Genomic DNA, 22,163 nt, shown 5'->3' with positions numbered 1-22,163 from the left:
CCACCATCCGCCGACGCCGGGGGGCCAGATCGACCGAAATGTGGACAACTCGTGAAAATCGCCGGCTGGGGAGGAGGTCATGCTCCGGCGGTGAGCCACTCCGGCCGGCGGACGCGCCAGCCCAGGGTCGCGAACCGGGCCAGCATGTACACGCCGAAGAAGCACACCGCGAGCCACATCAGGCCCACGGCATCCGTCGGGTGCACCAGCGCCACGATCAGCAGCGCGGGCACGTACGGCACGAGGTTGAGGCACCCGGCGATGGCGAGGTAGCGGGCGTCGCCGGCGCCGATCAGCACGCCGTCGAGCACGAACACGATGGCGCACACCGGCTGCGCGACCGCCAGCACGACGAGCGCCGGTTGCACGAGGGCGGCGACCGCGGCCGACCCGGTGAACAGGATGCCGATCACCCCCGACAGCCCGCCGATCACCGCCCCGACGAGCACGCCGAACCATACGCCCCACGCCACGGTGCGCCCGAGCACGCGCCGCACGAACGGCTCGTCGCCGGCGCCGAGTCCGCGTCCGACGAGGGCCTGTGCGGCGATCGCGAGGGCATCCAGAGCGAACGCCGCCGTGGAGAAGATCGTGAAGGCGACCTGCCAGCCGGCGAGCTCGTCGGTGCCGAGACCGGTCGCGACGAACACCGTCGCCAGCAGCGCGATGCGCAGCGACACGGTGCGCAGGAACAGCCATCCGCCGGCGCGGGCCGAGGTGCGCAGCCCGTCGCGCTGCGGGCGGAGGGATGCCGCGTGCCGCCGCGCGAGTGTGCCCACGACGAACGCGTACGCGCCGACCATCGCCCACTGCGCGACGACGGTTCCGGCCGCCGAACCGGCGATGCCCCACCCGAACCCGTAGATGAACACCAGGTTCAGCAGGGCGTTGAGCGCGAACCCGATGCCGGCGATCCACAGCGGCGTGACGGTGTCCTGCATGCCGCGCAGAAGGCCGGTCGCGGCGAACACGATGAGCATCGCCGGCAGCCCCCACATCGACAGCTGCAGGTAGACGACGGCCTGCTCGGCGACGGCGGCATGCGCTGCGAACACCCGCACGAGCCACGGGGTCAGCAGCGACCCGGCCACGGCGAGCACCGTGCCGAGACCCAGCGCGAGCCACAGGCCGTCGATGCCCGCGCGCACGGCGTCGGCATGCGCACCCGCGCCGAACCGCCGCGCGACGGCGGGTGTCGTCGAATAGGCGAGGAACACCATGAGCCCGACGATCGTCTGCAGCACGGCGGACGCGATCCCGAGCCCCGCCAACGGCACGACTCCGAGGTGGCCGACGAGCGCCGCATCGACGATGAGAAACAGCGGCTCGGCCACGAGCGCGCCGAGCGCCGGAACGGCCAGCCGCAGGATCTCGCGGTTGAGCGTCGGGGCGGGCACGCTTCGAGCCTACGGACTCCCCGGTCCGGCCGGCGCGCACGGCCGTGCGCCCCGGTACCCTGGAACGCATGACCGACACCCTCCGTTCCGGCATCGACGTCGACGAGCTCAGTCCCGGCATCCGCCCGCAGGACGACCTCTTCCGGCACGTGAACGGCGCGTGGCTCGAGCGCACCGAGATCCCCGAGGACAAGGCGCGCTGGGGGGCGTTCCACGTCATCGCCGAGCAGGCCGAGAAGGACGTCCGCGCGATCATCGAGGAGTCGGTCGTCGCCGAACCGGGCAGCGAAGCGCGCAAGATCGGCGACCTGTTCACGAGCTTCATGGACGAAGACCGCATCGAGCAGCTCGGTGCCGCTCCGCTGCAGGGCCAGCTCGCACGGGTCGACGCGATCGGCGACGTCGCGGGGTTTCTGCGGACGGTCGGCGAGCTGGAGCGCGAGGGGCTGGGCGGCATCGTCGGCGCGTACATCGAGCCCGACCCGGGCGACCCGCAGCGCTACGTCGTGTTCTTCGTGCAGTCGGGCCTGTCGCTGCCCGACGAGAGCTATTACCGCCTGGAGAACTTCGACAAGACCCGCACCGCGTTCCGCGAGTACGCCCGCACGGTGCTGGAACTGGCCGGCGCGACGGATGCCGCGACCCAGGCCGACCGGGCCATCACCCTGGAGACGGAGCTCGCCGGTCACCACTGGGACAACGTGCGCCGGCGCGACCCCGTCGCGACGTACAACCTCATGTCGTGGGATGCCGTGCAGCAGCTCGTCGGGGTCGACCTCGGGCCGTGGCTGGAGGCCGTGGCACCCGAGCACCGCGACGGTTTCGCCGAGATCAACGTCAACGAGCCGAGCTACCTCGAAGGCCTCGGAACGCTGCTGACCGAGGACCGTCTGGAGGACTGGAAGTCGTGGCTGCGCCTGCACCTCGTGCGCGCGTCGGCGCCGTTCCTGTCGCGGGCCTTCGTCGCCGCGAACTTCGCGTTCTACGGCACCGAGCTGTCCGGCGTGCCGGTCAACCGCGAGCGCTGGAAGCGCGGTGTCAGCTTCGTCGAGGCGGCGATGGGCGAGGCCGTCGGCAAGGTGTACGTCCAGCGGCACTTCCCTCCCGCGGCCAAGGAGGCGATGGACGAGCTCGTCGCGAACCTCATCGAGGCGTACCGGCTGTCGATCTCGGAGCTTTCGTGGATGACCCCGGCCACCCGCGAGCGTGCGCTGGAGAAGCTCGCCGCCTTCACGCCGAAGGTCGGCTACCCCGCGACCTGGAAGGACTACTCCGCGCTCGAGGTGGATGCCGAGGATCTCATCGGCAACGTCCGCCGCACGAACGCCTGGGAGCACGACCGCCAGCTCGCCAAGCTCGGCGCCCCGATCGACCGTGACGAGTGGTACATGACGCCGCAGACCGTCAACGCGTACTACAACCCGCTGATGAACGAGATCGTGTTCCCGGCGGCGATCCTGCGGCCGCCGTTCTTCGATCTGGACCGGGATGCCGCGGCCGACTACGGCGGCATCGGCGCCGTGATCGGCCACGAGATCGGCCACGGCTTCGACGACCAGGGCAGCGCCTTCGACGGCACCGGGGCGCTCCACGACTGGTGGACCGACGACGACCGTGCGGCGTTCCAGGCGCGCACGGGAGCGCTCATCGAGCAGTACAACGCCCTCGTGCCGCGGGGGCTGGCGGCCGAGCACACCGTCAACGGCGCGCTCACGATCGGCGAGAACATCGGCGACCTCGGCGGGCTCGGCATCGCGATCACGGCGTACCGCCTGCACCTCGCGAACGAGGACGTTTCGTCTCGCTTCGCTCGCTCAACGACCGATGGCGATACCCCGGTCGTTGAGCGAGCGCCGCAGGCGCGAGACGAAACGCCCGACGGGCCGGTCATCGACGGGTTCACCGGCATCCAGCGACTGCTGCTGAGCTGGGGCCAGATCTGGCAGCAGAAGGGGCGCGAGGCCGAGACGATCCGCCTGCTGACGATCGACCCGCATGCGCCGAACGAGTTCCGCTGCAACCAGATCGTCCGCAACGTCGACGAGTTCTACCGCGCCTTCGATGTCACCGAGAGCGACGAGCTCTGGCTCGACGCCGACCACCGCGTCACGATCTGGTGAGCGAGCGCCTGCGCGTGCGCCGCGGCGGCGCCGACGAACCCCGCGAGCTTCCCTCGCGGGCGGCGTATCGCGCGGCCGCGGAGCGCCTCGCGGCCACGAGCGGCGCCGCGCCCGTGGAGCGCACGACCCGCCGGGCTGCGGCCGCCGCCGCGCACTCGGCGCCGGGGCGCGCGGCGCTGCGTCAGCGCTCGTTCCTCGGCACGCTCAAGGCGCTCGATGTGCTGTCGACGGCCGGCGCCCAGGTGTCGGTGCGGGTCTGCGACCTCGACAGCGGCGAGGACATCCTGCTGGGCGACGACCACCTGACGCTGCCGGTCGGCGGGCTCGGCGTCGTGCCGCTGCTGATCGAAGTGGCCGCGCAGATCGACGCCGGAACGCTCAATCCGCTGGAGATCGTCGAGCGCCGCTCGGTCGAGCCGGTGGCCGTCGCCGGTCTCTGGCAGCACCTGAAGGCGCCGGCCCTGCCGGTGAGCGACCTCGCCGTGCTCGCGGCCGCGGCATCCGACGCGTGGGCGGCGAACGCGCTGCTGGCCCGCGTGGGACTGGATGCCGTCCGTGCGCGCGTGGAGGCCATCGGCCTGGAGCACACGGCCCTGCTCGACGGGTTCCGCGACGTGCGCGGACCCGATGACGCCCCGCAGGTCGCCCTCGCCTCGGCGGGCGAGCTGGCGGCGCTGTTCGCGGCGATCGTCGATGCCCGGGTGGTGTCGCCGGCCGTCAGCGCACAGGTCGGCGAGTGGCTGAACCTCACCCAGGATCTCGCGCTCGCCGGGGCGGCGACGGCGCTCGACCCGTTCGCCCACGAGGACGACCGCCACCATCTGCTGTTCGTCAACAAGACGGGGCGGGCCGACGGCATCCGCGCCGAGGCGGGAGCCATCGCAGGCCCTCGCGCCGGCGCGGCCTACGCGATGACGGTGTGCTTCGACGACCTGTCGATCGCGCACCGGCTGCGCGCGCACGAGGCGTTCCGCATGCTCGGCGTCGAGCTCATGGAGTACGTGTACTGAGTCGGGGCGCAGCCGCTGCCGGCATCCGCCCTCGTTTCGCCGAGACCGCCGCAGCGCATCGAAACCCGCGTTCCGGTCGCGGGTCTCGATGCGGAGAGTGGGTCTGGATGCCGCGACCGCCGTCAGAGCTCCCAGAGCGCCGCGACGGGCAGACTCCACAGCCGATCGCCGAACGGGGTGCTCTGCTGCGCCGTGTTCAGCACATACCCACCGATGAAACGATCGCCGAGCCGGTCGCGCAGCGCTTTCAGCCCGGCGAACTGCGCCGCCCGGGCGGTGCTCCCCGCCTTCACCTCCATCGCGACGACGGAACCATCGAAGAACTCCGCGACGATATCCACTTCCAGACCATTGCGATCTCGGAAGTGGAACAACTCGAACTCCTGGGCGCTCCACTCCCGCTGCTTCAGCAGTTCGGTGAGGACGAAGCCCTCCATCGCTTGCCCGATGTGCGGGTTCGACAGCGCGACGAGCTGCTCCACGGAGCCACGCGCCAGCCTGAGCGCCAATCCGGGGTCGGTGACATATGTCTTCGGCCGCGACGCCTCCCGGCTCGTCAGATTGGGAGTCCACGGCCGGAGCACCCCCACGAGGTACATGGTCTCGAGCAGATCGAGATAGCCCGTGACGGACGATTCCGGTACGTGCGCGTCGCGCGCCACGCGCGCCTTGACGAGCTCGCCGGACTGGTTGGCGGCGATCAACCGCAATACGCTTGCCACCCGAGCCGGGTCGACGCGGGGCGCGACATCGCTCAGATCACGCTCGAGCAGTCGATCGACGTATCCATCGAACCACGTGGCGCGCAGCCGTGGACTCAGTGGCAAGACCTCCGGGTATCCACCAGCGGCGATGGCCTCGGCGTAGTCGGCGCGGACGGTCGCGGTGTGGAATCCGGTGACGTCCGGGTTCGCATGGATGCGACCGAGCACGTCGTCGCGTTGAAGGCGGATCTCGCCCTGGCTCAAAGTCCGAAGATTCACCGTGACGGCGCGTCCGGCGAGACTGTCTGGAGTTCTCGTGAGCCGGAGAAGATCGCTCGAGCCCGTCAAGACGAACCGTCCCGGCCGGCGTTTTCGGTCGATGGATGCCTTGATCGGCAGGATCAGGCCCGGTGCCCGCTGCACCTCGTCGATGACGAGTGTGCCGTCGCGTGCTTGATCGATGAAGGTGCGGGGATCGTCGACCGCCGCAGCCAGCATCTCCTCGTCATCGAGCGTCACGCGTAGATGATCGCGGTCCGCCACCAACATCTCGGCGAAGGTGCTCTTGCCGACCTGCCGAGCACCCTGCACCACGACGGTCGTGAACGTGTCGAGCAACTCCCGAGAGTACGCGAGCGCATGGCGGGGTATCAGCGCTTCCATGTCGTCAGACTATATCCAACTCGTAGATTCGCTGAGGTCAAGTCGCAGGTTCGCTGGTATTAAGTCGTAGATTCGCTGAGATTAAGTCGCGGATTCGCTCCCCGGGTATCGGCGAGCGGAGCGTGGTTTCGGCGGCGCGGTTGCTGCCGGCATCCGCCCTCGTTTCGCCGAGACCGCCGCAGCGCATCGAGACCCGCGCTCCGGTTGCGGGTCTCGATGCGGAGAGTGGGTCTGGATGCCGTGTGAAACTCGGGCCGAACCGGGCCGACCTCGCGGCGAGTCAGAACACGATGGTGTGGTTGCCGTGCCGGATGACGCGGTCCTGCGCGTGCCACAGCACGGCCCGCGACAGCACCTGCCGCTCGACGTCGGCGCCGCGACGGGCGAGCTCGACCGCCGACTCGGCGTGCGTGACGCGCACCGTGTCCTGTTCGATGATCGGCCCCTCGTCGAGGTCGCCGGTCACGTAGTGCGACGTCGCGCCGATGAGCTTGACGCCGCGCTCCTTCGCCTTGCGGTACGGCTCGGCGCCGATGAAGGCGGGCAGGAACGAGTGGTGGATGTTGATCACCGGCACCCCGAGCCGCTCCAGGAACGCCGGCGACAGGATCTGCATGTAGCGCGCCAGCACGACGACGTCGACGTTGCCGACGAGGAGCTTCAGGATCTCTTCTTCGGATGCCGACTTGTCCGGCCCCGCCACCGACGGCACGTGGAAGAACGGCACGCCGAAGCTGCGCACGTCCTCGGCGGTCGTGGTGTGGTTGGAGATCACCATCGGGATCGTGACCGGCAGGTCGCCGCGGCGATGGCGCCACAGCAGGTCGAGCAGGCAGTGGTCCTGCTTCGACGCGAGAATCGCCATGCGTTTGGGCACCGACTGGTCGGTCAGCGACCATTCCAGCTCGAAGTCTTTCAGCGTGCGGGCGATCTCGGCCTCGATGGCGGGCCGGTCGGCGGCGAAGTCGGGCCGGTGGAACACGACCCGCTGGAAGTACGCGCCGCCGCGCGGATCGTCGGAGTACTGGTCGAATGCGACGATGTTGCCCCCGATGCGGGTGATCATGGCCGACACGGCCGCGACGATCCCCGGGGTGTCCTTGCCGTGCACGATGAGGCAGGCGTGGGCGGGCAGCAGGTGGGGATTGTGCGCGGGCATGGATCGATTCTCGCGCCCGCCCAGGGCCGGCGCCAATTCCCGCCTCAGTCGCGCAGCATCGAGCGCCACTCCAGCGCGAGCAGCAGCCGGGCGACGAGGGAGTAGTCCCGCACGTCGGCGCCCAGCAGCCGGCCGATCCGCTCCAGGCGCTGCTTCACCGTGTTCACGTGCAGACTCAGGGCGCGCGCGGTGCCGGTCGCGCTGCCGTTGAGCGACAGGTAGGTCGTGAGGGTCGTCAGCAGCCGGGCGTCGTGCCGCCGATCGTAGTCTTCGATGGGGCCGAGCACCTCGCGCACGAGCGCGCGCGCCTGCTCCTCGGGGATCGACGCGGTGGCCTCGACGATCGACCCGACCTCCGCGAACGCGACGAGGCGTCCGCCGCGGGTGCCGGACAGCCGCGCGGCGGTGGCGGCGTCACGCAGCGCCTCGGCGAACCGCCCCGGACGCACCGGCCCCGCCGACCCGGCGCCGATGAGTCCGGCGGCGCCCGTCAGCCGCGTGCGCAGCCGTCCGAGGTCGGCATCGCTCGGCGGGAGCGCCCACAGGCGCAGGCCGGATGCCGCCACCGCGCAGCGGCCCAGGAACGGGTCGTCGGCCAGCGTGCGGGCCTGGGCGAACGCCGCGTCCGCGTCGGCGAAATCCGCCACGACGAGCTGGTGCTCGCCGTCGTCGCCGATCCCCAGCACGTCCTCGGCGTCCGCGACGGCGATGGCTGCGGCATCCGGTTGCGCCAGCACGTGCAGGGCGTTCGGGCGTGCCGCGGTCAGGTGCCGTGCGGCGCCGTGGCGCTCGAGCTCGGCAGCGAGCGCCTCTGCCACCGCCGCGCGCTCCGCCGCCGCAGCGCGTGCGGCGGTGAGCGCACCGGCGGCGAGGTCGGTCGCACCGGTGACCTCGACGACGAGGGCGGCCAGGCGCGACGCGACGCGGATGAGGCGCGTCTCGGTCGCATCGGGCACGTGCGGCTGCGCCCAGTACAGGCCGATCACGCCCACCGACATGCCACGGCGCACGAGCGGGGCCGCGCACATCGTCGCCAGCGGAAACACGTCGCGCACCGACGTGTTCGTGTTCCACTGGATCTCACCGGTGAGGAAAGCGTCGACGCTGGGCGCGAGGGAGCGTCGACGCACCACATGCGCGCCGGGCTCGGCGAGGGCGAGCACCTCGCCGCGGGCGATGCCCAGATGCACCGGTGTGAGCACGCCCGTGCGGTTCGACACGGCGACCACGCGCAGCGCCGCGCCGTCCGCGTCGGCCAGGCGCAGCATCGTCGCGTCGCAGTCGAGGAGGTCGGCCGCCTTCTCGCACAGCAGCGGAAGCGCCTCGGCGCGCCCGCGCATCCCGTCGGGGCCCGCCATCGTCTCCAGGAGCAGATCCAGATCCTCGATCGCGAGCTCGCCGGCATCCGTGCCGCCTGTTGACATGGCTGAAGCTCCATTCCTCATGCGTGATTCTATGGTCGATCAGACATCGCCGGGTGGGCGCCGAGTTCGTAGCGTGAAGGAGTTCACCCCCCGACCGCCGATGCGAAGGATGCGCCATGACCGAACCTCTGAACGACGAGCAGCGTGTGCTGCAGGATCGCAACCGTGCGACGGTGGAGCACTTCCTGCGTTGTCACGGGTTGGAGCGGGCGTCGTTGTTCACGGCCGACGGGTACAAGGTATTGCCGTGGACGGGGATGGGCCGCCCGATCGACATGCGCGGGCAGTACGAGTTGAAGTACAACTTCCTGATCAACATGCAGATCTTCACCCAGTGGGCGTGGAGCAACGTGCAGGTGTTCGATACGCAGTTCCCGGACCAGTTCTGGGTGGAATGCGACGGCGAAGGAGTGATCGTTTCGCCCGAGCCGGGGTACGAGCCGGTGTATTACAAGAACCACTATCTGCACCACTTCCTGTTGGAGGACGGGAAGATCAAGGAGTTCCGGGAGTTCCAGAACGCGATCACGCAGGTGACCGATGCCGCCGGCGAGGTGGTGCCGATGCCGCCGCTGGGCGATTGGAAGCCTCCGGTGGACTGGGTCGAGCCGGCCGACTGGACCCCCGACACCACTCCTGCCGCATGAGCGCCCCGGTGCGCGTGCTCGTGGCGGGCGCCGGCATCGCCGGCTTCGCCGTCGCCAATGCCCTCGCCCGGCGACCCGGCTTCGAGATCGACATCGTCGACCCGAACCCGCGCCCGGTCGGCGTCGCCGTGGGGCTGTCGTCGTGCGCCCTGCGGTCGCTGGCCGCGATCGACGTCATCGAGCCGGTGCTCGCTGCGAGCGCGCCGAGCATGACGCTGCACATGTGCAGCGCCGACGGCACGACTCTCGTCCGCGTCGACCGGCAGACGCCGGAAGGGCAGCCGTACCCCGACAACGTGATCGTCGACCGGGAGAGCCTCGCCCGCGCCCTGGCCGCGCCGCTGGCTGCGCACGGGATCGAGGTGGTGCACGGGGTCGCCGTCACCGGTGTCACCGTGGAAGACGGCGGCGCCACCGTGAGCTTCGACGGCCGCGACCCGCAGCGGTACGACCTCGTCGTGGGCGCCGACGGCATCGGCTCGCGCCTGCGCGGCATCGTGATCGACGAGCGCCCGCGCGACCCGGAGCAGTTGGGCCTGCGCTGGGTGATGAACGCGCTGCCGGGCCTGGACCACGGGACGATGTACATCGGCCCGCGCGCCGTCAAGATCGGCCTGTGGCCGCTCGGAGACGGCTCGGTGTACGCATTCCTGACGCTGCCGCGCCCGGGACTGCCCCGCGCCGACCGCCAGGAGGTGCTCGACGAACTGCGCGAGGTGCTGACGGAGTTCTCCTTTCCCGGTGCCGACCAGCTGCGCGCCGAGGTGCCGTGGGACGACGTGCACATCGCGCCGTTCCAATCGCTCGCCCCGGACGCCCCCTGGCGCCGCGGACGGCTGGTGCTCGTCGGCGACGCCGTGCACGCGATGCCGCCGCATGGCTCCAGTGGCGCGGCGATGGCGATCGAAGATGCGTTCGTGCTGGCTGACGAGCTCGGCCGTGCCGGCGTCGACGAGGCGCTGGAGGCCTTCGGCCGTCGGCGCGTGGAGCGCGTGCGCCGCGTCGTGGAGTACTCGACGCGCAACTGCCTGGCCGAGAACGAGGATGCCGTCGCGGGGCGGCCGCTGCGCCCGATGGATGCCGGCGAGGCCGTGCGGTTCTGGGAGTTCCTGCGGACGGAGCCCTGAGCGAGGCGGCGGATCAGAGTCTTTGATAGGGGCGTATCAGACTTACTTATGCCATAAGTAGACATAAGACTGATAGTCTGGCGACATCCGAGCAGAGAGCGAGCACCGATGCTTCTCGAAAGAGACCTGATCCAGTCCACCGGCTTCCGCAACGTCCACACCGGCGGAGAGATCACCGGCTTCCAGTTGCGGGTGCGCATCCCCAACTACCGCGGTGTGTACGCCTCGCTCATCGACGGCATCTCGGTGCGCGTGGGCGACCTCGTGAACGTGCCGCACGACGTCCCCCTGTGGACGTTCGGCGGGCGCACCTACACGCTGCAGGAGCTGTGGGACAGCGACGACGTACGCTGGCCGCTGGAGGAGGCGGCGACCGTCACGGTGCCGCTGCCCGGCGGTCTGCCCGACGGCACGCACGAGGTCTCGGTGGAGATCCTGCTGCGCGCCTCGTACATCCCCATCGAGCACCAGCCCAGCCGCACCCCCGCGTCGCGCTGGGTCACGCTCACCTCGGAGCGCGCCGGCGGACCCTTCAAGTACGGCGTGAGCCTGTACAGCTACACGCACGACTTCAACACCGTGCTGGGCCTGGACACCGCCCTGGCCGCGATCGCCGACGTCGGCGCGACCGGTGTCGAGATCCTCGGCGAAGGCCACGTCGCCGGCTATCCGACCCCCTCCACGGCGTGGATCGACGAGTGGTTCCGGCTGCTGGAGGTCTACCGGCTCGAGCCGACCAACTTCGGTTCGTGGATCGACACGCGCCTGCACTCCAGCGGCATCCACGGTCGCGACATGACGGCCGCCCAGGGCGCCGCCGCACTGCAGCGCGACATCCGTCTGGCCAGGCAGCTCGGCTTCCGGTTCGTGCGGCCGAAGATCGGCGTCGTCACCAGCGACCTCATCCCGCATCCGATCTGGACCGAGGCGGTCGAGCGCAGCCTCGACCTGGCCTCCGAGCTCGATGTCGTCATCTGCCCCGAGATCCACTCGCCGACTCCCATCAAGCACGAGGTCGTCGACGACTACATCGGGCTCATCGAGCGCACCGGCACGAAGCACTTCGGCCTGCTCATCGACACCGGCATCTTCCAGGACCGACCCATTCCGCTGCGCCCCGGTGAGACGCGGGAGACGCGCCCGGCGTTCCTCGACGGCATCGGCGTCGACCCCGCCGAGCTGAAGGACATCGGCAAGTACGTCGTGTTCGTGCAGGCGAAGTTCCACGACATCGACGAGAACCGGGTGGATCAGCAGATCCCGTGGCGTCCCGTGCTGCAGGGGCTCAAGGATGCCGGCTACACCGGCTACCTCTCCAGCGAGTACGAGGGCGAGCGGCTGCCGTGGCGCTCGCTCGAGCAGGTGCGCCGGCAGCACTCGCTCATGCGCGAGATCGCTTCGGACCTGGACTGAGGGGGAACGGATGCCGAACGGACTCATCGCGGGCGACAGCCTGCGCGCGCACCCGGAGGGTGCCGCCCTCGCGCTGACCGTCCCCTGGTATCGCAGCCTGTGGCTGTCGTCGGTGTCGACGCTGCGGGTGACGATCGACGGCGAGGAGGTGCCCGAGCAGGATCTCGTGTTCGAGCTCGGCGGCGTGCGGTACGCGATCGCCGATCTTTGCGCGCAGAGCGACGTGCTGTGGTTCCTGCAGCAGCATCCGCTGCTGATCGTCCGCCGCGACGTGCAGGTCGCGCTCGGCGAGACCCACGACGTGGTCGTGCACGGGGAGCTGCGGCTGCCGTACATGCAGATCGCGCCCGGTCAGGACGGCGGCCCCGGCGTCTACGTGCCGAACATCGTGCATCAGGAGCTGACGCTCACCGCCGTGGACGGGCCGGCGCCCGTGCCGGCGATGGCGGCGGACGTACCGGAAGCCCCGGCGGCGACGGATGCCGACCCCTTCCGGCTCGGGCTCACGCTGTATTCGGCCAGCGCCGAGTTCCGCGCCGGCTGGTTCGACTTCGACGGGCTGCTCGACCGGGTGGCCGAGGTCGGCATCGGGCCCGGCATCGAGATCGTCGCCTCGCAGATGGTGCCGACGTATCCCGTGGTCTCGGACGAGTTCGTCGCGGGATGGCGGGCCGCGTTCGATCGGCACGGGTTCGATGCCAGCTCGTTCGGCGCGAACCTCGACATGGGCAAGCGCCGCGACCGCGACATGACCCCGGAGGAGGAGTTCGAGTTCAGTGAGCTCATGTTCCAGGGCGCGAAGAGACTCGGCTTCCCGCTCGTGCGCATCCAATCGGCCAAACCCGAGTTGCTGCGCCGGCTGCTGCCGGTGGCGGAGCGCCTGGAGCTGAAGCTGGCGTACGAGATCCACGCGCCGATGGGGCCGAACGCCGAGCCGATCCTGCGCGTGCGCGACACGTATGCCGAGCTCGACTCGCCGCTGCTGGGCTTCGTCGCCGACTTCTCCGCGACGATGCGGGCGATGTCGCCGACGCTGCTGCGTGCACTGTCGCGTGCCGGGCTCGACCAAGAGGCGCTGACGGAACTGCAGCGCATCTGGGCGACGGATGCCCCGATGCGTGCGCAGCAGGAGGAGTTCATCTCCTACCTGCGCGGGCGCGACTTCGATCCGGGGCGGCTGGGGTCGTTCGCGCATCTCGCCTTCAACATGCACGGGCATGTCGACCCGCGGGAGTGGGCCGACATCATGCCGCAGATCCTGCACGTGCACGCGAAGTTCTACGACATCGACGAGCACGGCCAGGAGCCGGCGATCGACTATCCGGAACTCGTGCGCGTGTTCGTCGAGGGCGGTTATCGCGGGTACTGGTCGAGCGAATGGGAGGGCCACGCGTTCGCCGAGCTCGGCGAGGTCGACCCGCTGCTTCTGGTGCGCAGGCAGCACGACCTGGTGCGTGCCGCGATGCGGTCGCTCCCGGCGGGCTGATCGTGGCCGACGCCGAGTTCGACATCCGTGCCCTGCCTCTCGCAGACGCGCTTGCGTGGCTGCGCGACCACGGCGAGCCCGCCGACCCGCGCAACGACATCGACACCGCGTCGCTGCAGCGACGGTTCCCGCGGCTGCGGCACGTGCAGACGCGCGACCTTGTGATCGAGACCCCGCACGGGCCGCAGCCCGCCCGCGCGTACCGCGACGCGACGGCAGCCCCGACCGGGCGCGGCCTCGTCTGGGTGCACGGCGGTGCGTTCATCGGCGGCTACCTCGACATGCCCGAGTCGCACTGGTTCGCCCTGGAGCTCGCCTCCCGCGGCATCCCCGTGCTCGCCGCCGACTACACGAAGTGCCTCGGCGACGTGCACTACCCCGTGCCCTCCGACGATGTCATCGCGGCGTGGCAGTACGCGGGTGATCACGCGCAGGAGCTGCTGGGTGTGGATGCCGGTTCCCTCCACCTCGGCGGTGCCAGCGCCGGCGGCGCGCTGACGTCCGGGGTGACTGCACGGCTGCGCGACGGCGCCGGCGAGGTTCCGGCGGGCCTCGTGCTGGTCTATCCGGTCGTGCACCCTGACGGCCCGCATCCGGGGCAGATCCCCGACCCGGCCTCGCCCACCACGCAGCTCGCGCTCAACTACGCGGGCTCCGTGGAGGCTCTGGCCGACCCGCACGTGTTCGCGGGCCTCGGTTCGGGGGAGGGCTTCCCGCGCACGCTCGTCGTCGTCTGCGAGCTCGACGGGCTGAAGCCCTCGGGCGTCGCGTTCGCCGAACTACTGCGGGGAGCCGGCGTCCAGGCGACCCTGCACCTGGAGCCCGGCGCCGACCACGCGCACATCAACGAGCCGGCCGACCCGACCGCGCTGCCGACGATCGAGGCGGTGGCGAGATGGATGGGGACATGACCCACCGCCGCATCCCCGTGACGGCGCAGACCCGGGTGATCGTGGACAACGACTTCGCGGGCGACCCGGACGGGCTGCTGGCGCTGGCGCACCACCTTCTCGCCGACGCCGCCGTCATCCGCGGCATCACCTGCACGTCGATCGCGATGAGCGCGCTGCCGTACCCGGCAGGAAGCCCCGCGCGGGATGCCGCGCGCGAACTGATGCGGCGGCTCGGCGTCATCGATCCGCCGCCGGTGTCGGACGACGTGCAGGTGCGCTTCGCCGAGCTGGCCGCCCTCACCGACGGGGCACGGCTCATCCTCGCCGAGTCGCGGCGCGACGACCCGTTGCCGCTGGTCGTCGCCTGCGGCGGGCCGCTCACGCACGTCGCCTCCGCCCTTCGGGAAGACCCCGCGCTCGCCGACCGGATGGAACTGATCTGGATCGGCGGCGGCGCCCATCCGGGCGGCGCGTGGGAGTACAACCTGATGCTCGACCTGCCCGCGGCACAGTACGTGTTCAACGAGAGCCGTGCGCGCATCACTCAGATCCCGCAGCATGTCTACCGGCAGTGCGCGCTGTCGATCGCGGAGCTCGAAGACGGGGTGCACGGCGCCGGCGCCTTCGGGGTCTGGCTCTACGGGCAGTTCACGAGCCCGCCCGAGTCCATCGCGATCGGCGGCGTCTGGCCCATGGGCGACAGCCCGCCCGTCATGATCACGGCGCTGTCGACCGAGTCGAGCACCTTCCGTGAGATCGCCGCGCCGTGGATCACCGACGAGGGGCGCTACGCACCGCATCCGTCGCCCCGTCCGCTCACGCTGTACGACACGGTCGACGCGCGGCTGATCTTCGGCGACTTCTTCGCCCGCCTGCGCCTGCACGCCCGCGGCGAAAGGCCCGACGCATGAGCGCCCCCCGCTGGCGCATGGTGGACGGCGGGCTGCAGCGAGACGGCGCGCCGGTGCTGCTGCTGGGCGGTCAGTTGCACAACTCGACGTCCTCGAGCCCGGAGGCCATCGCCGCGGCGCTGCGGCACGTGCGCGCCCTCGGCGGCAACACCGTCATCGCGCCGGTGTGCTGGGACCTCAGCGAGCCGGAGGAGGGCGTCTTCGACTTCTCCCTCGTCGACCGGTTGCTCGTCGAGGCCGAGGGCAACGAGCTGCGGCTCGTGCTGCTGTGGTTCGGCGCGTTCAAGAATGCCGGCTCGACGTACGCGCCGCGCTGGGTGCGTGCCGACCCCGAACGCTTCCCCCGCGCCCGCGTGAGCGGCCGCATCCGCCCCGCCTTCACGTACGAGGGCGCCACGTCCAAGCCGGTGCTCAGCGTGTTCTCGTCCGAGCTGCGCGAGGCCGACGCCCGCGCGTTCGCGGCGCTGCTGGACGCCATCGCGCGGCACGACCTGCGCGACCGGGTGGCGATGGTGCAGATCGAGAACGAGGTCGGCATCCTCGCCGACAGCCGCGACCGGTCTGCGGCGGCCGAGGCGGTGTGGGCGGCCGAGGCGCCGGAGGAGTTCGTCGCCTTCGTCCGCGACGCTGCCGCAGATTCGCTCGCCGGGCGCCTGTGGCGCGCGGCGGGGTCGCGTGCCACAGGCACGTGGGCCGAGCTGCTGGGCGAGGGCCCCGACGCCGACGAGGTGTTCATGGCGTGGGGTTTCGCGGCGCACGCGCAGGAACTCGCCACCCGCGGCGCCGCGGTGTGGCCGGTGCCCTTCTACGCCAACGCGTGGCTCGGGCCGCAACCGGGTCAGCCCGATCCGGGGCAGTACCCCAGCGGCGGGCCCGCGTCGCGGGTGCTCGACGTGTGGCGGGCCGCGGCGCCGGCGCTGGCGATGGTCAGCCCCGACATCTATGTCGACGACGCGGCGTCCGTCGTGGCGACATACGCGTTCGAGGGCAATCCGCTGTTCGTTCCGGAGTGCCGGCTGCGCGCCGGCGACGCCGTGCTGGCGCTCGGGCGCGGTGCGCTCGGGTGGTCGGCCTTCGGCGTGGACGACGCCCGGATCGGAGGGCAGAGCTCGCAGTTGCTGCGGCTGCTCACCCAGATCGAGGGGCCGCTGGCGGTGGCCCAGCGTGAGGGCCGGGTGGCGGCGGTCGTGCTGGGACCCGGGGTCGAGTCGCACGAGTTCGTGCTCGGCGGGTATCGTCTCGTGGCGCGCGGGCTGCGCGCCCTGTTCGACCGGATGCTGCGCGACGTCGGTGTCGCCGACCTGCCGCCGGCACCCGACCTGCCGCCGGAGACCTCCCCGGGGGCGCGCATGCTCGTGCCGCACGACACCCGTCCGCTCGCGCTCGTGGTCGCCGAAAGCGACGACGAGTTCCTCGTGATCGGGGAGGGTCTCGCGTTCGATTTCTTCGCCGACGACGCCCGGGGAGTCGATGCGGTCGAGATCGACTCCGTCGTCGAGGGCGTCTTCGAGGGCGGCCGCTGGATGCCGGGGCGCGCCCTCAACGGCGACGAACGGCTCGACGTGCTGCCCACCGACCGAATCGGCGCCGTGCGTATTCGCCTCCTGCGGCCGCGCGGCGCCGGAGACCATCACCGAAAAGAGGATCAGAGATGACGACCCCTTCCTTCCCGCTCGACCCCGAGGCCGACAAGCTCCGCCAGGAGAACTTCGCGCTCATCGAACGGTTCATGCGCCTCGAGGGCCCGAACCGCAACATCGGCCGCGCGCCGCTGCTGCACGACGACGGTTTCGCCGTCATGGCGTTCACGCAGTCCGGCGCCCCGCACAAGACGCCGCTGCCGCTGTGGAACCAGCGCACCGTCGAGCACTTCCCGATCTGGGGCTACCCGCGGTTCGAGATCTTCATGACGCAGTACCCCGACCGGTTCTGGGGTGACGTGACGTGCCGCGGCGCGTTCGGCGACGGCGAGGTCACCGACGGACAGATGTACACGTACTACGAGTGCACCGACGGGAAGATCAGCCTCTACATGGAGATGTACAACCCCATCGTCGAGGCGCCCACCGTCGGCCAGGAGCAGAAGGCGCAGTAGCGGACCGCCGCCGGTCGGGCGGCGTTCGGCTCACGCCGCGGCGCGCTCGGCGACGATTCGGCCGGCCTCGACGAAGAGCTCGCGCATCCAGGCGTGCTCGGGGTCGCGCCCGTGCGCGGGGTGCCACCAGAGGGCGTTCGTCAGCGGCGTCGGCTCGAAGGGCAGCCCGACCACGCGCAGTCCGCCGATCTTCGTGAGGATCGGCAGCAGCGCCGTCTGCACGAAGCCGATGCGGTCGGTGCCGGCGATGAACAGCGGAAGGGACAGGAAGCTCTCGACGACGACTTCGACGTGGGGCTCGACGCCCAGTTGCTGCACCTGACGCTCCGCCGAGGTGAAGGCCGACCGCGACTGGTAGTGCAGCGCCCACGGCAGCGTCTTGATGTTGTCCATCGTGAGGGCGTCGCCGACGGCCGCGTTGTCCGCGGCGACGACACCGACCCACCGGTCGGGGAAGAGGTCGACGTAGGGGAGCTCGGTGAGAAAGCCGTGCGGGATGACCATCGCGTCCGCCGAGCGCAGCCGGTTCGCGGCATCTTCCACGACGAGCGGAGTGTGCAGGGCGAAGCGGAATCGCACGCCGGGGGCGCGCTGCTTGGCCAGCTCCGACACCGTCCGCCCGATGGTCGTGAAGCCGTAGTCCGATCCGTAGATGAGGAACTCCCGCGTCGACTCGGCCGGTTCCCAGGTGGCCTGACTCTCGAAGACGCGGTGCGCCGCATCGAGCGCGGTCGTGGTGTGCTCGGTGAGGCGCAGGGCGAACGGCGTCAGCTCGTACGTGTTGCCGCGGCGCGCGAGGATCGGATCGTTGAAGTGCGTGCGCAGCCGCGCGAGCGACGCCGAGAGGGCGGGTTGGCTGAGGTGCAGGCGTTCGGCGGCCCGCGTGACGCTGCGCTCCGTGAGCAACGCATCCAGCGCCACGAGGAGGTTGAGGTCGAGGCGCGAGAGAAGGGCGTGATCGGTCACGACGGTATGGTCCTTCGGGTGTGGGCCGGTTGCGCCGATCATATCGACCGCGCGGATGCGGAGGGACCGCGCGCATAGATACCTGCTATGCGCGCAGGGCATCGCCCGTCGCGATGGACGGGATTCGTCACACTAATGCCTGATTCTGACAAAAGATGTGGAATCATGAAGGCGCACACTGAGCAAAGGCGGTCACTCATGTCCATCGACACCGACGTCCTCATCATCGGCAGCGGTCCGGTCGGGTCGGCGTTCGCGCGCCTGATCGACCAGCAGCGCCCCGGCACGTCGATCACGATGATCGAACTCGGGCCGCAGGTCTCCGACCCGCCGGGAGCCAACGTGCGCAACCTCCCGCTCGGTGAGCGCGATGCCGCCCGCGAGCGTTCGCAGGGGCCGCAGGGCGCCCCGCGCGGCGACTCCGCGCGGGCGTTCGATGTCGAGGGCACGATCATCTCGCCCGGGGGCACCTACCTCGCCTCGCCCGGCCATCAGTCCGGCATGCCGGCGGCGGCGCTGTCGAGCTGCGTCGGCGGCATGGGCGTGCACTGGACGTGCGCGACGCCGCGCCCCAACGACGACGAGCGCATCCCGTTCATCCCGGCGGGCGAGCTGGATGCCGCCTTCGACGAGGCCGAACGGCTCATGCAGGTGACGACGCTCCCCGAGAACCCCTACGGCAGTGCCATCAAGGCCATCCTGCGCGAGCACTTCGGCGACACGCTTCCCGACGATCGCAGGCCCGACGGCCTGCCGATGTCGGCGCTCCCGCAGCCCGACGGGTCGATCCGCTGGGGCGGCGCCGACACCATCCTCGGCGATACGCCCGTGCTCTTGCGCGCCGACACGATCGCCCGGCGCCTGCTGGTCGACGGCGGCCGTGTCACCGGAGCGGTCGTGGAACATCTGCCGACCGGCGAGTCCGAGACGATCACGGCGCAGGTCGTCGTCGTCGCGGCGAACGCGTTCCAGACGCCGCAGCTGCTGTGGGCCTCCGGCATCCGCCCCGATGCCCTCGGCCGCTACCTCACCGAGCACGTGCTGGTGTACAGCGTCGTCGCGCTGACCGACGACGTCGTGACGCGCGCCGGCATCGACACGCCCGTCGAGGAGCTGGTGAAGGACCCGACGGCGTCGACCTTCGGCATCCCGTACACGGCCGGCATCCATCCCTATCGCACGCAGGTCATGCACATGGCCAATCCGCCGTTCCCGGTGGACGAGTCGCAGGTGGCCGTGGGGGCTGCGCGATTCGTCGCGATGGGCAACGGCGTGCGCAAGTTCCCTCGTGCCGAAGACCGCCTGGTGTTCTCGGGCACTGAGGTCGACGGGTGGGGGATGCCGCTGATCTCCGTGGAGTACGAGGTCACCGAGCGCGAGCTCGCCGAGGTCGAGCGGGCCAGCGCCGACCTGCGCAGTGTCGCGGAGAGCATCGGTGCGTTCATCCCGGGGGGTGAGCCGCGGCTCATGCCGGCCGGTACCTCCCTGCACTACAAGGGCACCGTGCGGATGGGCGACGACGGCGGCGCCGCGTCGGTCGTCGACGACCGCTCGCGCGTGTGGGGCTTCGAGAACCTCTTCCTCGGCGGCAACGGGCTGATCCCGACGGCGACCGTCACGAATCCGACGCTCACGAGCGTCGCCCTCGCGGTGCGTGCCGCGCCGGCCGTCGTCGCGCAGCTCGGAGACTGATCTCGCACCTGCTTATGTCACGTATTGACACAACTTATGTGCAATTCAGGCAGAGCTTGGTCATACTGAACGAACAGCACGGTGCCTCACCGAATCGAGTCGCCGACAACGAAGTCAGAAAGGCTGGACATGACACCGCACCGCCGCTCCCGCGCCGTCCGCATGAGCATCCTCACCATCGCCGCCGCCAGCGCGCTCGCGCTGTCGGCCTGCTCGGGGACGGGCACCGCCACCGAGACGCAGACCGACACGAAGGAGTTCTCGCTCGCCTTCGGCGTCTCCAACGAGGTCGAGACCGGCTACGAGACCCTCGCCAAGCAGTACATGGAGGAGAACGAGGGCGTCACGATCACGATCAACGGCCTCCCCGGCGAGACCTACGGACAGACGATCCGCACGCAGCTGGCGGCGGGCAACGCCTCCGACGTGTTCATCACCTCGCCCGGTTCGGCGCAGGTCGAGAGCATCATCCCGCTCGCCGAGGCGGGCCTGCTCGAGCCGCTCGGCGACACGGCGGCGTCGGTGATCCCCTCGGGCGCGGAGAGCATGTTCACCGTTGACGGCAAGGTCTACGGCCAGGCGCTCGACATCGTGTTCATCGGCAACGTCTTCAACACCATGCCCGGCGTCGCCTACCCGACCGACTTCGCCAGCGTGTTGAGCACGTGCGAGGAGCTCAAGGCGCAGGGCACGACGCTGTTCGTCGTCGCCGGTTCCGTCGGAGCCAACGCCGGCATCATGGCGCAGACGATCGCCGCCACGCGCGTGTATGCCGACGAACCCGACTGGAACGACCAGCGCCTCGCCGGCGACGTCACCTTCGCCGACTCGGACGGCTGGAAGGCGACGCTCGAGGCGATCGTGCAGATGCACGACGCCGGCTGCTTCCAGGACGGTGTCGAGGGCGCCGGCTTCGACGCCATCACCAACGGACTCACCCAGGGCACCAGCCTGGGCATGTTCGGCCCGAGCGGCACTGCGACCGAGATCAACAAGGCGGCCGATGGGCACGCCAGCTTCGTCGTCGAAGCGTTCCCGCCCGCGACGGCCAGTGACAAGTCCTTCGGCATCGCCAGCTCCACGTATGCGTATTCGATCGCGGCGAACTCGAAGAACAAGGTCGCGGCCAAGAAGTTCCTCGAGTGGATGGCAGAGCCCGCCCAGGCGAAGGCTCTCGCCGACGACAAGGGCACGCTGCCCGTCTCGGGGATCGCGGACCTCGATCTGACCGACACGGTCTACGCGCCCGTCAGCGAGTTCTTCAAGAACGGCGACTACGTGCCGCTGCCGAACTCGGCGTGGCCCAAGGCCGCGGTCTACGACGCACTGGGCGCCGGCGTCCAGGGGCTGTTCACCGGTCAGAAGACCGTCGACCAGGTGCTCCAGGACATGGACAACGCCTGGGACAACTGATCCGAGAGCCGTCCCGGCGCCCGCGCCGGGACGGCTCTTCCTTGATCCCCGCTCCGCTCGCCGGAGTATGAACGCGAGGACATCATGACGACGCATCCGTCCCAGACCGAGCTGGTGGTGGTCCCCGGCCGAGGAAGGAAGGGCCGGCGAGCGCAGGACTCCGCGCCGCGGCGGCCGGGCCTGCTTCAGTTCGGCCACTGGTGGTGGGCACTGCCCGGCATCCTGCTGGTCATCGGCATCCACTACGTCGCGACCGTGTTCGGCGGCGCGTTCGCCTTCACCAACTGGTCGGGCATCGGCTCCTTCGAATGGATCGGCTTCGACAACTTCGCGAAGATCTTCCGGGATCCCTCGAAACTGCTCGCGCTGTGGAACACCCTGTTCCTCGCGTTCGGGTCGGTCATCCTCGTCAACATCGTCGGGCTCGGGCTCGCGCTGGGTCTGAACCGGGGTCTGAAGAGCCGCTACACGCTGCGCGTCCTGTTCTTCATGCCGGTCGTCCTCAGCCCCCTCGCCGTCTCCTACATCTGGAAGTTCATCTTCGACTTCAACGGTCCGCTCAACACCTTCCTGCACGGCATCGGCCTCGGCGATCTCGCGAAGGCGTGGACGGGGGATCCGGTCTTCGCGATCTGGACGATCCTCATCGTCATCGTCTGGCAGCAGACCGGCTTCGCGATGGTCATCTACATGGCGGGCCTGGCCGGCGTGCCCATCGAGATCGAGGAGGCCGCCGCGATCGACGGCGCGAACCTCTGGCAGCGGTTCTGGCACGTCACGCTGCCCGCCATCCGCCCCGCCGTGGCGATCTCGACGACGCTGGGCCTGGTCAACGGGCTGCGCGTGTTCGACCAGATCCTCGCCCTGACCGGCACGGGCCCCGCCGGGGCCACCGCGACGCTCGCGACCGAGGTGTACAAGCAGGCGTTCACGCTCGGCAACTTCGGCTACGGCGCATCCCTCGCGGTCGTGCTGACCGCGATCATCCTCGTCTTCGCGATCATCCAGCAGCGCGTGACCAACCCCCGCTCGGAGGACTGACG

At 70.3% G+C, this 22,163-nt stretch carries 18 protein-coding genes; 13 read left to right on the top strand and 5 right to left on the bottom strand.

From position 1 onward, the window contains the following. Positions 1–77 precede the first annotated feature (77 nt). The gene (locus QM720_RS04250) at positions 78–1,397 is read right to left on the bottom strand and encodes an MATE family efflux transporter (RefSeq protein ID WP_415124913.1); all 1,320 of its coding nucleotides are present in this window, start codon (positions 1,395–1,397) and stop codon (positions 78–80) included. Positions 1,398–1,465: 68 nt separating this feature from the next. Between QM720_RS04250 and QM720_RS04245 the strand changes: the two genes are divergently transcribed. Both QM720_RS04245 and QM720_RS04240 read left to right on the top strand, forming a co-directional pair. Continuing rightward, on the top strand, positions 1,466–3,517 hold the full coding sequence (locus tag QM720_RS04245; RefSeq protein WP_415124912.1) for a M13 family metallopeptidase: 2,052 nt from the start codon (positions 1,466–1,468) through the stop codon (positions 3,515–3,517). After that, entirely contained in the window at positions 3,514–4,527 is a 1,014-nt protein-coding gene (locus tag QM720_RS04240; protein ID WP_415124911.1) for a serine hydrolase, read from the top strand. Before QM720_RS04245 ends, QM720_RS04240 begins: the two co-directional genes overlap by 4 nt. Positions 4,528–4,649: 122 nt before the next feature. On the opposite strand, the gene QM720_RS04235 is transcribed toward QM720_RS04240, so the two are convergent. The 3 genes from QM720_RS04235 to QM720_RS04225 form a co-directional block, all read right to left on the bottom strand. Next, entirely contained in the window at positions 4,650–5,849 is a 1,200-nt protein-coding gene (locus tag QM720_RS04235; protein ID WP_415124910.1) for an ATP-binding protein, read from the bottom strand. Positions 5,850–6,174: 325 nt separating this feature from the next. After that, positions 6,175–7,053 (bottom strand): formyltetrahydrofolate deformylase, encoded by an 879-nt coding sequence (purU, locus tag QM720_RS04230; RefSeq protein ID WP_415124909.1) that lies wholly within the window; start codon positions 7,051–7,053, stop codon positions 6,175–6,177. Positions 7,054–7,097: 44 nt separating this feature from the next. Then, complete coding sequence (locus tag QM720_RS04225) at positions 7,098–8,477, bottom strand: helix-turn-helix domain-containing protein (RefSeq protein ID WP_415124908.1); 1,380 nt, start codon at positions 8,475–8,477, stop codon at positions 7,098–7,100. 116 nt (positions 8,478–8,593) lie between these two features. On the opposite strand from QM720_RS04225, the gene QM720_RS04220 reads away from it, so the two are divergent. From QM720_RS04220 to QM720_RS04185, 8 genes are all read left to right on the top strand, one after another. Continuing rightward, positions 8,594–9,124: a PhzA/PhzB family protein gene (locus tag QM720_RS04220; RefSeq protein ID WP_415124907.1), complete on the top strand. Its 531-nt coding sequence runs from the start codon at positions 8,594–8,596 to the stop codon at positions 9,122–9,124. Then, on the top strand, positions 9,121–10,251 hold the full coding sequence (locus QM720_RS04215) for an FAD-dependent monooxygenase (RefSeq protein ID WP_415124906.1): 1,131 nt from the start codon (positions 9,121–9,123) through the stop codon (positions 10,249–10,251). The genes QM720_RS04220 and QM720_RS04215 overlap by 4 nt, the downstream gene beginning before the upstream one ends. A 108-nt stretch (positions 10,252–10,359) precedes the next feature. Beyond that, the gene (locus QM720_RS04210; protein WP_415124905.1) at positions 10,360–11,664 is read left to right on the top strand and encodes a DUF6379 domain-containing protein; all 1,305 of its coding nucleotides are present in this window, start codon (positions 10,360–10,362) and stop codon (positions 11,662–11,664) included. A 10-nt stretch (positions 11,665–11,674) separates the two neighbouring features. Next, a complete protein-coding gene (locus tag QM720_RS04205; protein ID WP_415124904.1) occupies positions 11,675–13,150 on the top strand; it encodes a DUF6379 domain-containing protein in 1,476 nt (491 codons plus the stop codon). A gap of 2 nt (positions 13,151–13,152) precedes the next feature. Then, positions 13,153–14,061 carry an alpha/beta hydrolase gene (locus tag QM720_RS04200; protein WP_415124903.1) on the top strand — a complete coding sequence of 303 codons (909 nt, stop codon included), beginning with the start codon at positions 13,153–13,155 and terminating at the stop codon, positions 14,059–14,061. Next, complete coding sequence (locus QM720_RS04195) at positions 14,058–14,954, top strand: nucleoside hydrolase (protein WP_415124902.1); 897 nt, start codon at positions 14,058–14,060, stop codon at positions 14,952–14,954. Before QM720_RS04200 ends, QM720_RS04195 begins: the two co-directional genes overlap by 4 nt. After that, the gene (locus QM720_RS04190; protein WP_415124901.1) at positions 14,951–16,609 is read left to right on the top strand and encodes a DUF5597 domain-containing protein; all 1,659 of its coding nucleotides are present in this window, start codon (positions 14,951–14,953) and stop codon (positions 16,607–16,609) included. Before QM720_RS04195 ends, QM720_RS04190 begins: the two co-directional genes overlap by 4 nt. Then, a complete protein-coding gene (locus QM720_RS04185) occupies positions 16,606–17,049 on the top strand; it encodes a PhzA/PhzB family protein (RefSeq protein WP_415124900.1) in 444 nt (147 codons plus the stop codon). The genes QM720_RS04190 and QM720_RS04185 overlap by 4 nt, the downstream gene beginning before the upstream one ends. A 30-nt stretch (positions 17,050–17,079) precedes the next feature. Here QM720_RS04185 and QM720_RS04180 read toward each other — a convergent pair whose 3' ends face one another. Further along, positions 17,080–18,015 (bottom strand): LysR family transcriptional regulator, encoded by a 936-nt coding sequence (locus QM720_RS04180; RefSeq protein ID WP_415124899.1) that lies wholly within the window; start codon positions 18,013–18,015, stop codon positions 17,080–17,082. A 198-nt stretch (positions 18,016–18,213) separates the two neighbouring features. On the opposite strand from QM720_RS04180, the gene QM720_RS04175 reads away from it, so the two are divergent. The 3 genes from QM720_RS04175 to QM720_RS04165 all read left to right on the top strand — a co-directional run bounded on the left by QM720_RS04175 (position 18,214) and on the right by QM720_RS04165 (position 22,161). Further along, on the top strand, positions 18,214–19,707 hold the full coding sequence (locus QM720_RS04175) for a GMC oxidoreductase (RefSeq protein WP_415124898.1): 1,494 nt from the start codon (positions 18,214–18,216) through the stop codon (positions 19,705–19,707). A 129-nt stretch (positions 19,708–19,836) separates the two neighbouring features. Continuing rightward, on the top strand, positions 19,837–21,120 hold the full coding sequence (locus QM720_RS04170; protein WP_415124897.1) for an ABC transporter substrate-binding protein: 1,284 nt from the start codon (positions 19,837–19,839) through the stop codon (positions 21,118–21,120). Positions 21,121–21,204: 84 nt separating this feature from the next. Continuing rightward, positions 21,205–22,161: a carbohydrate ABC transporter permease gene (locus tag QM720_RS04165; RefSeq protein WP_415124896.1), complete on the top strand. Its 957-nt coding sequence runs from the start codon at positions 21,205–21,207 to the stop codon at positions 22,159–22,161. The last annotated feature ends 2 nt before the right edge of the window (positions 22,162–22,163 follow it).

The sequence above is a fragment of the Microbacterium sp. genome (assembly GCF_047602155.1).
Lineage (GTDB): Bacteria > Actinomycetota > Actinomycetes > Actinomycetales > Microbacteriaceae > Microbacterium.
The sequence above is the reverse complement of the archived record's forward strand: the minus strand, read 5'-3'. Positions and strand labels throughout refer to the sequence as shown.

Bases quoted from the DNA above. Each gene is read 5' to 3' on its own strand.
- QM720_RS04245 (WP_415124912.1), top strand. From the start codon at position 1,466: ATGACCGACACCCTCCGTTCCGGCATCGACGTCGACGAGCTCAGTCCC.
- purU (WP_415124909.1), bottom strand. From the start codon at position 7,053: ATGCCCGCGCACAATCCCCACCTGCTGCCCGCCCACGCCTGCCTCATC.
- QM720_RS04225 (WP_415124908.1), bottom strand. From the start codon at position 8,477: ATGTCAACAGGCGGCACGGATGCCGGCGAGCTCGCGATCGAGGATCTG.
- QM720_RS04220 (WP_415124907.1), top strand. From the start codon at position 8,594: ATGACCGAACCTCTGAACGACGAGCAGCGTGTGCTGCAGGATCGCAAC.
- QM720_RS04215 (WP_415124906.1), top strand. From the start codon at position 9,121: ATGAGCGCCCCGGTGCGCGTGCTCGTGGCGGGCGCCGGCATCGCCGGC.
- QM720_RS04210 (WP_415124905.1), top strand. From the start codon at position 10,360: ATGCTTCTCGAAAGAGACCTGATCCAGTCCACCGGCTTCCGCAACGTC.
- QM720_RS04205 (WP_415124904.1), top strand. From the start codon at position 11,675: ATGCCGAACGGACTCATCGCGGGCGACAGCCTGCGCGCGCACCCGGAG.
- QM720_RS04195 (WP_415124902.1), top strand. From the start codon at position 14,058: ATGACCCACCGCCGCATCCCCGTGACGGCGCAGACCCGGGTGATCGTG.
- QM720_RS04190 (WP_415124901.1), top strand. From the start codon at position 14,951: ATGAGCGCCCCCCGCTGGCGCATGGTGGACGGCGGGCTGCAGCGAGAC.
- QM720_RS04185 (WP_415124900.1), top strand. From the start codon at position 16,606: ATGACGACCCCTTCCTTCCCGCTCGACCCCGAGGCCGACAAGCTCCGC.
- QM720_RS04175 (WP_415124898.1), top strand. From the start codon at position 18,214: ATGTCCATCGACACCGACGTCCTCATCATCGGCAGCGGTCCGGTCGGG.
- QM720_RS04170 (WP_415124897.1), top strand. From the start codon at position 19,837: ATGACACCGCACCGCCGCTCCCGCGCCGTCCGCATGAGCATCCTCACC.
- QM720_RS04165 (WP_415124896.1), top strand. From the start codon at position 21,205: ATGACGACGCATCCGTCCCAGACCGAGCTGGTGGTGGTCCCCGGCCGA.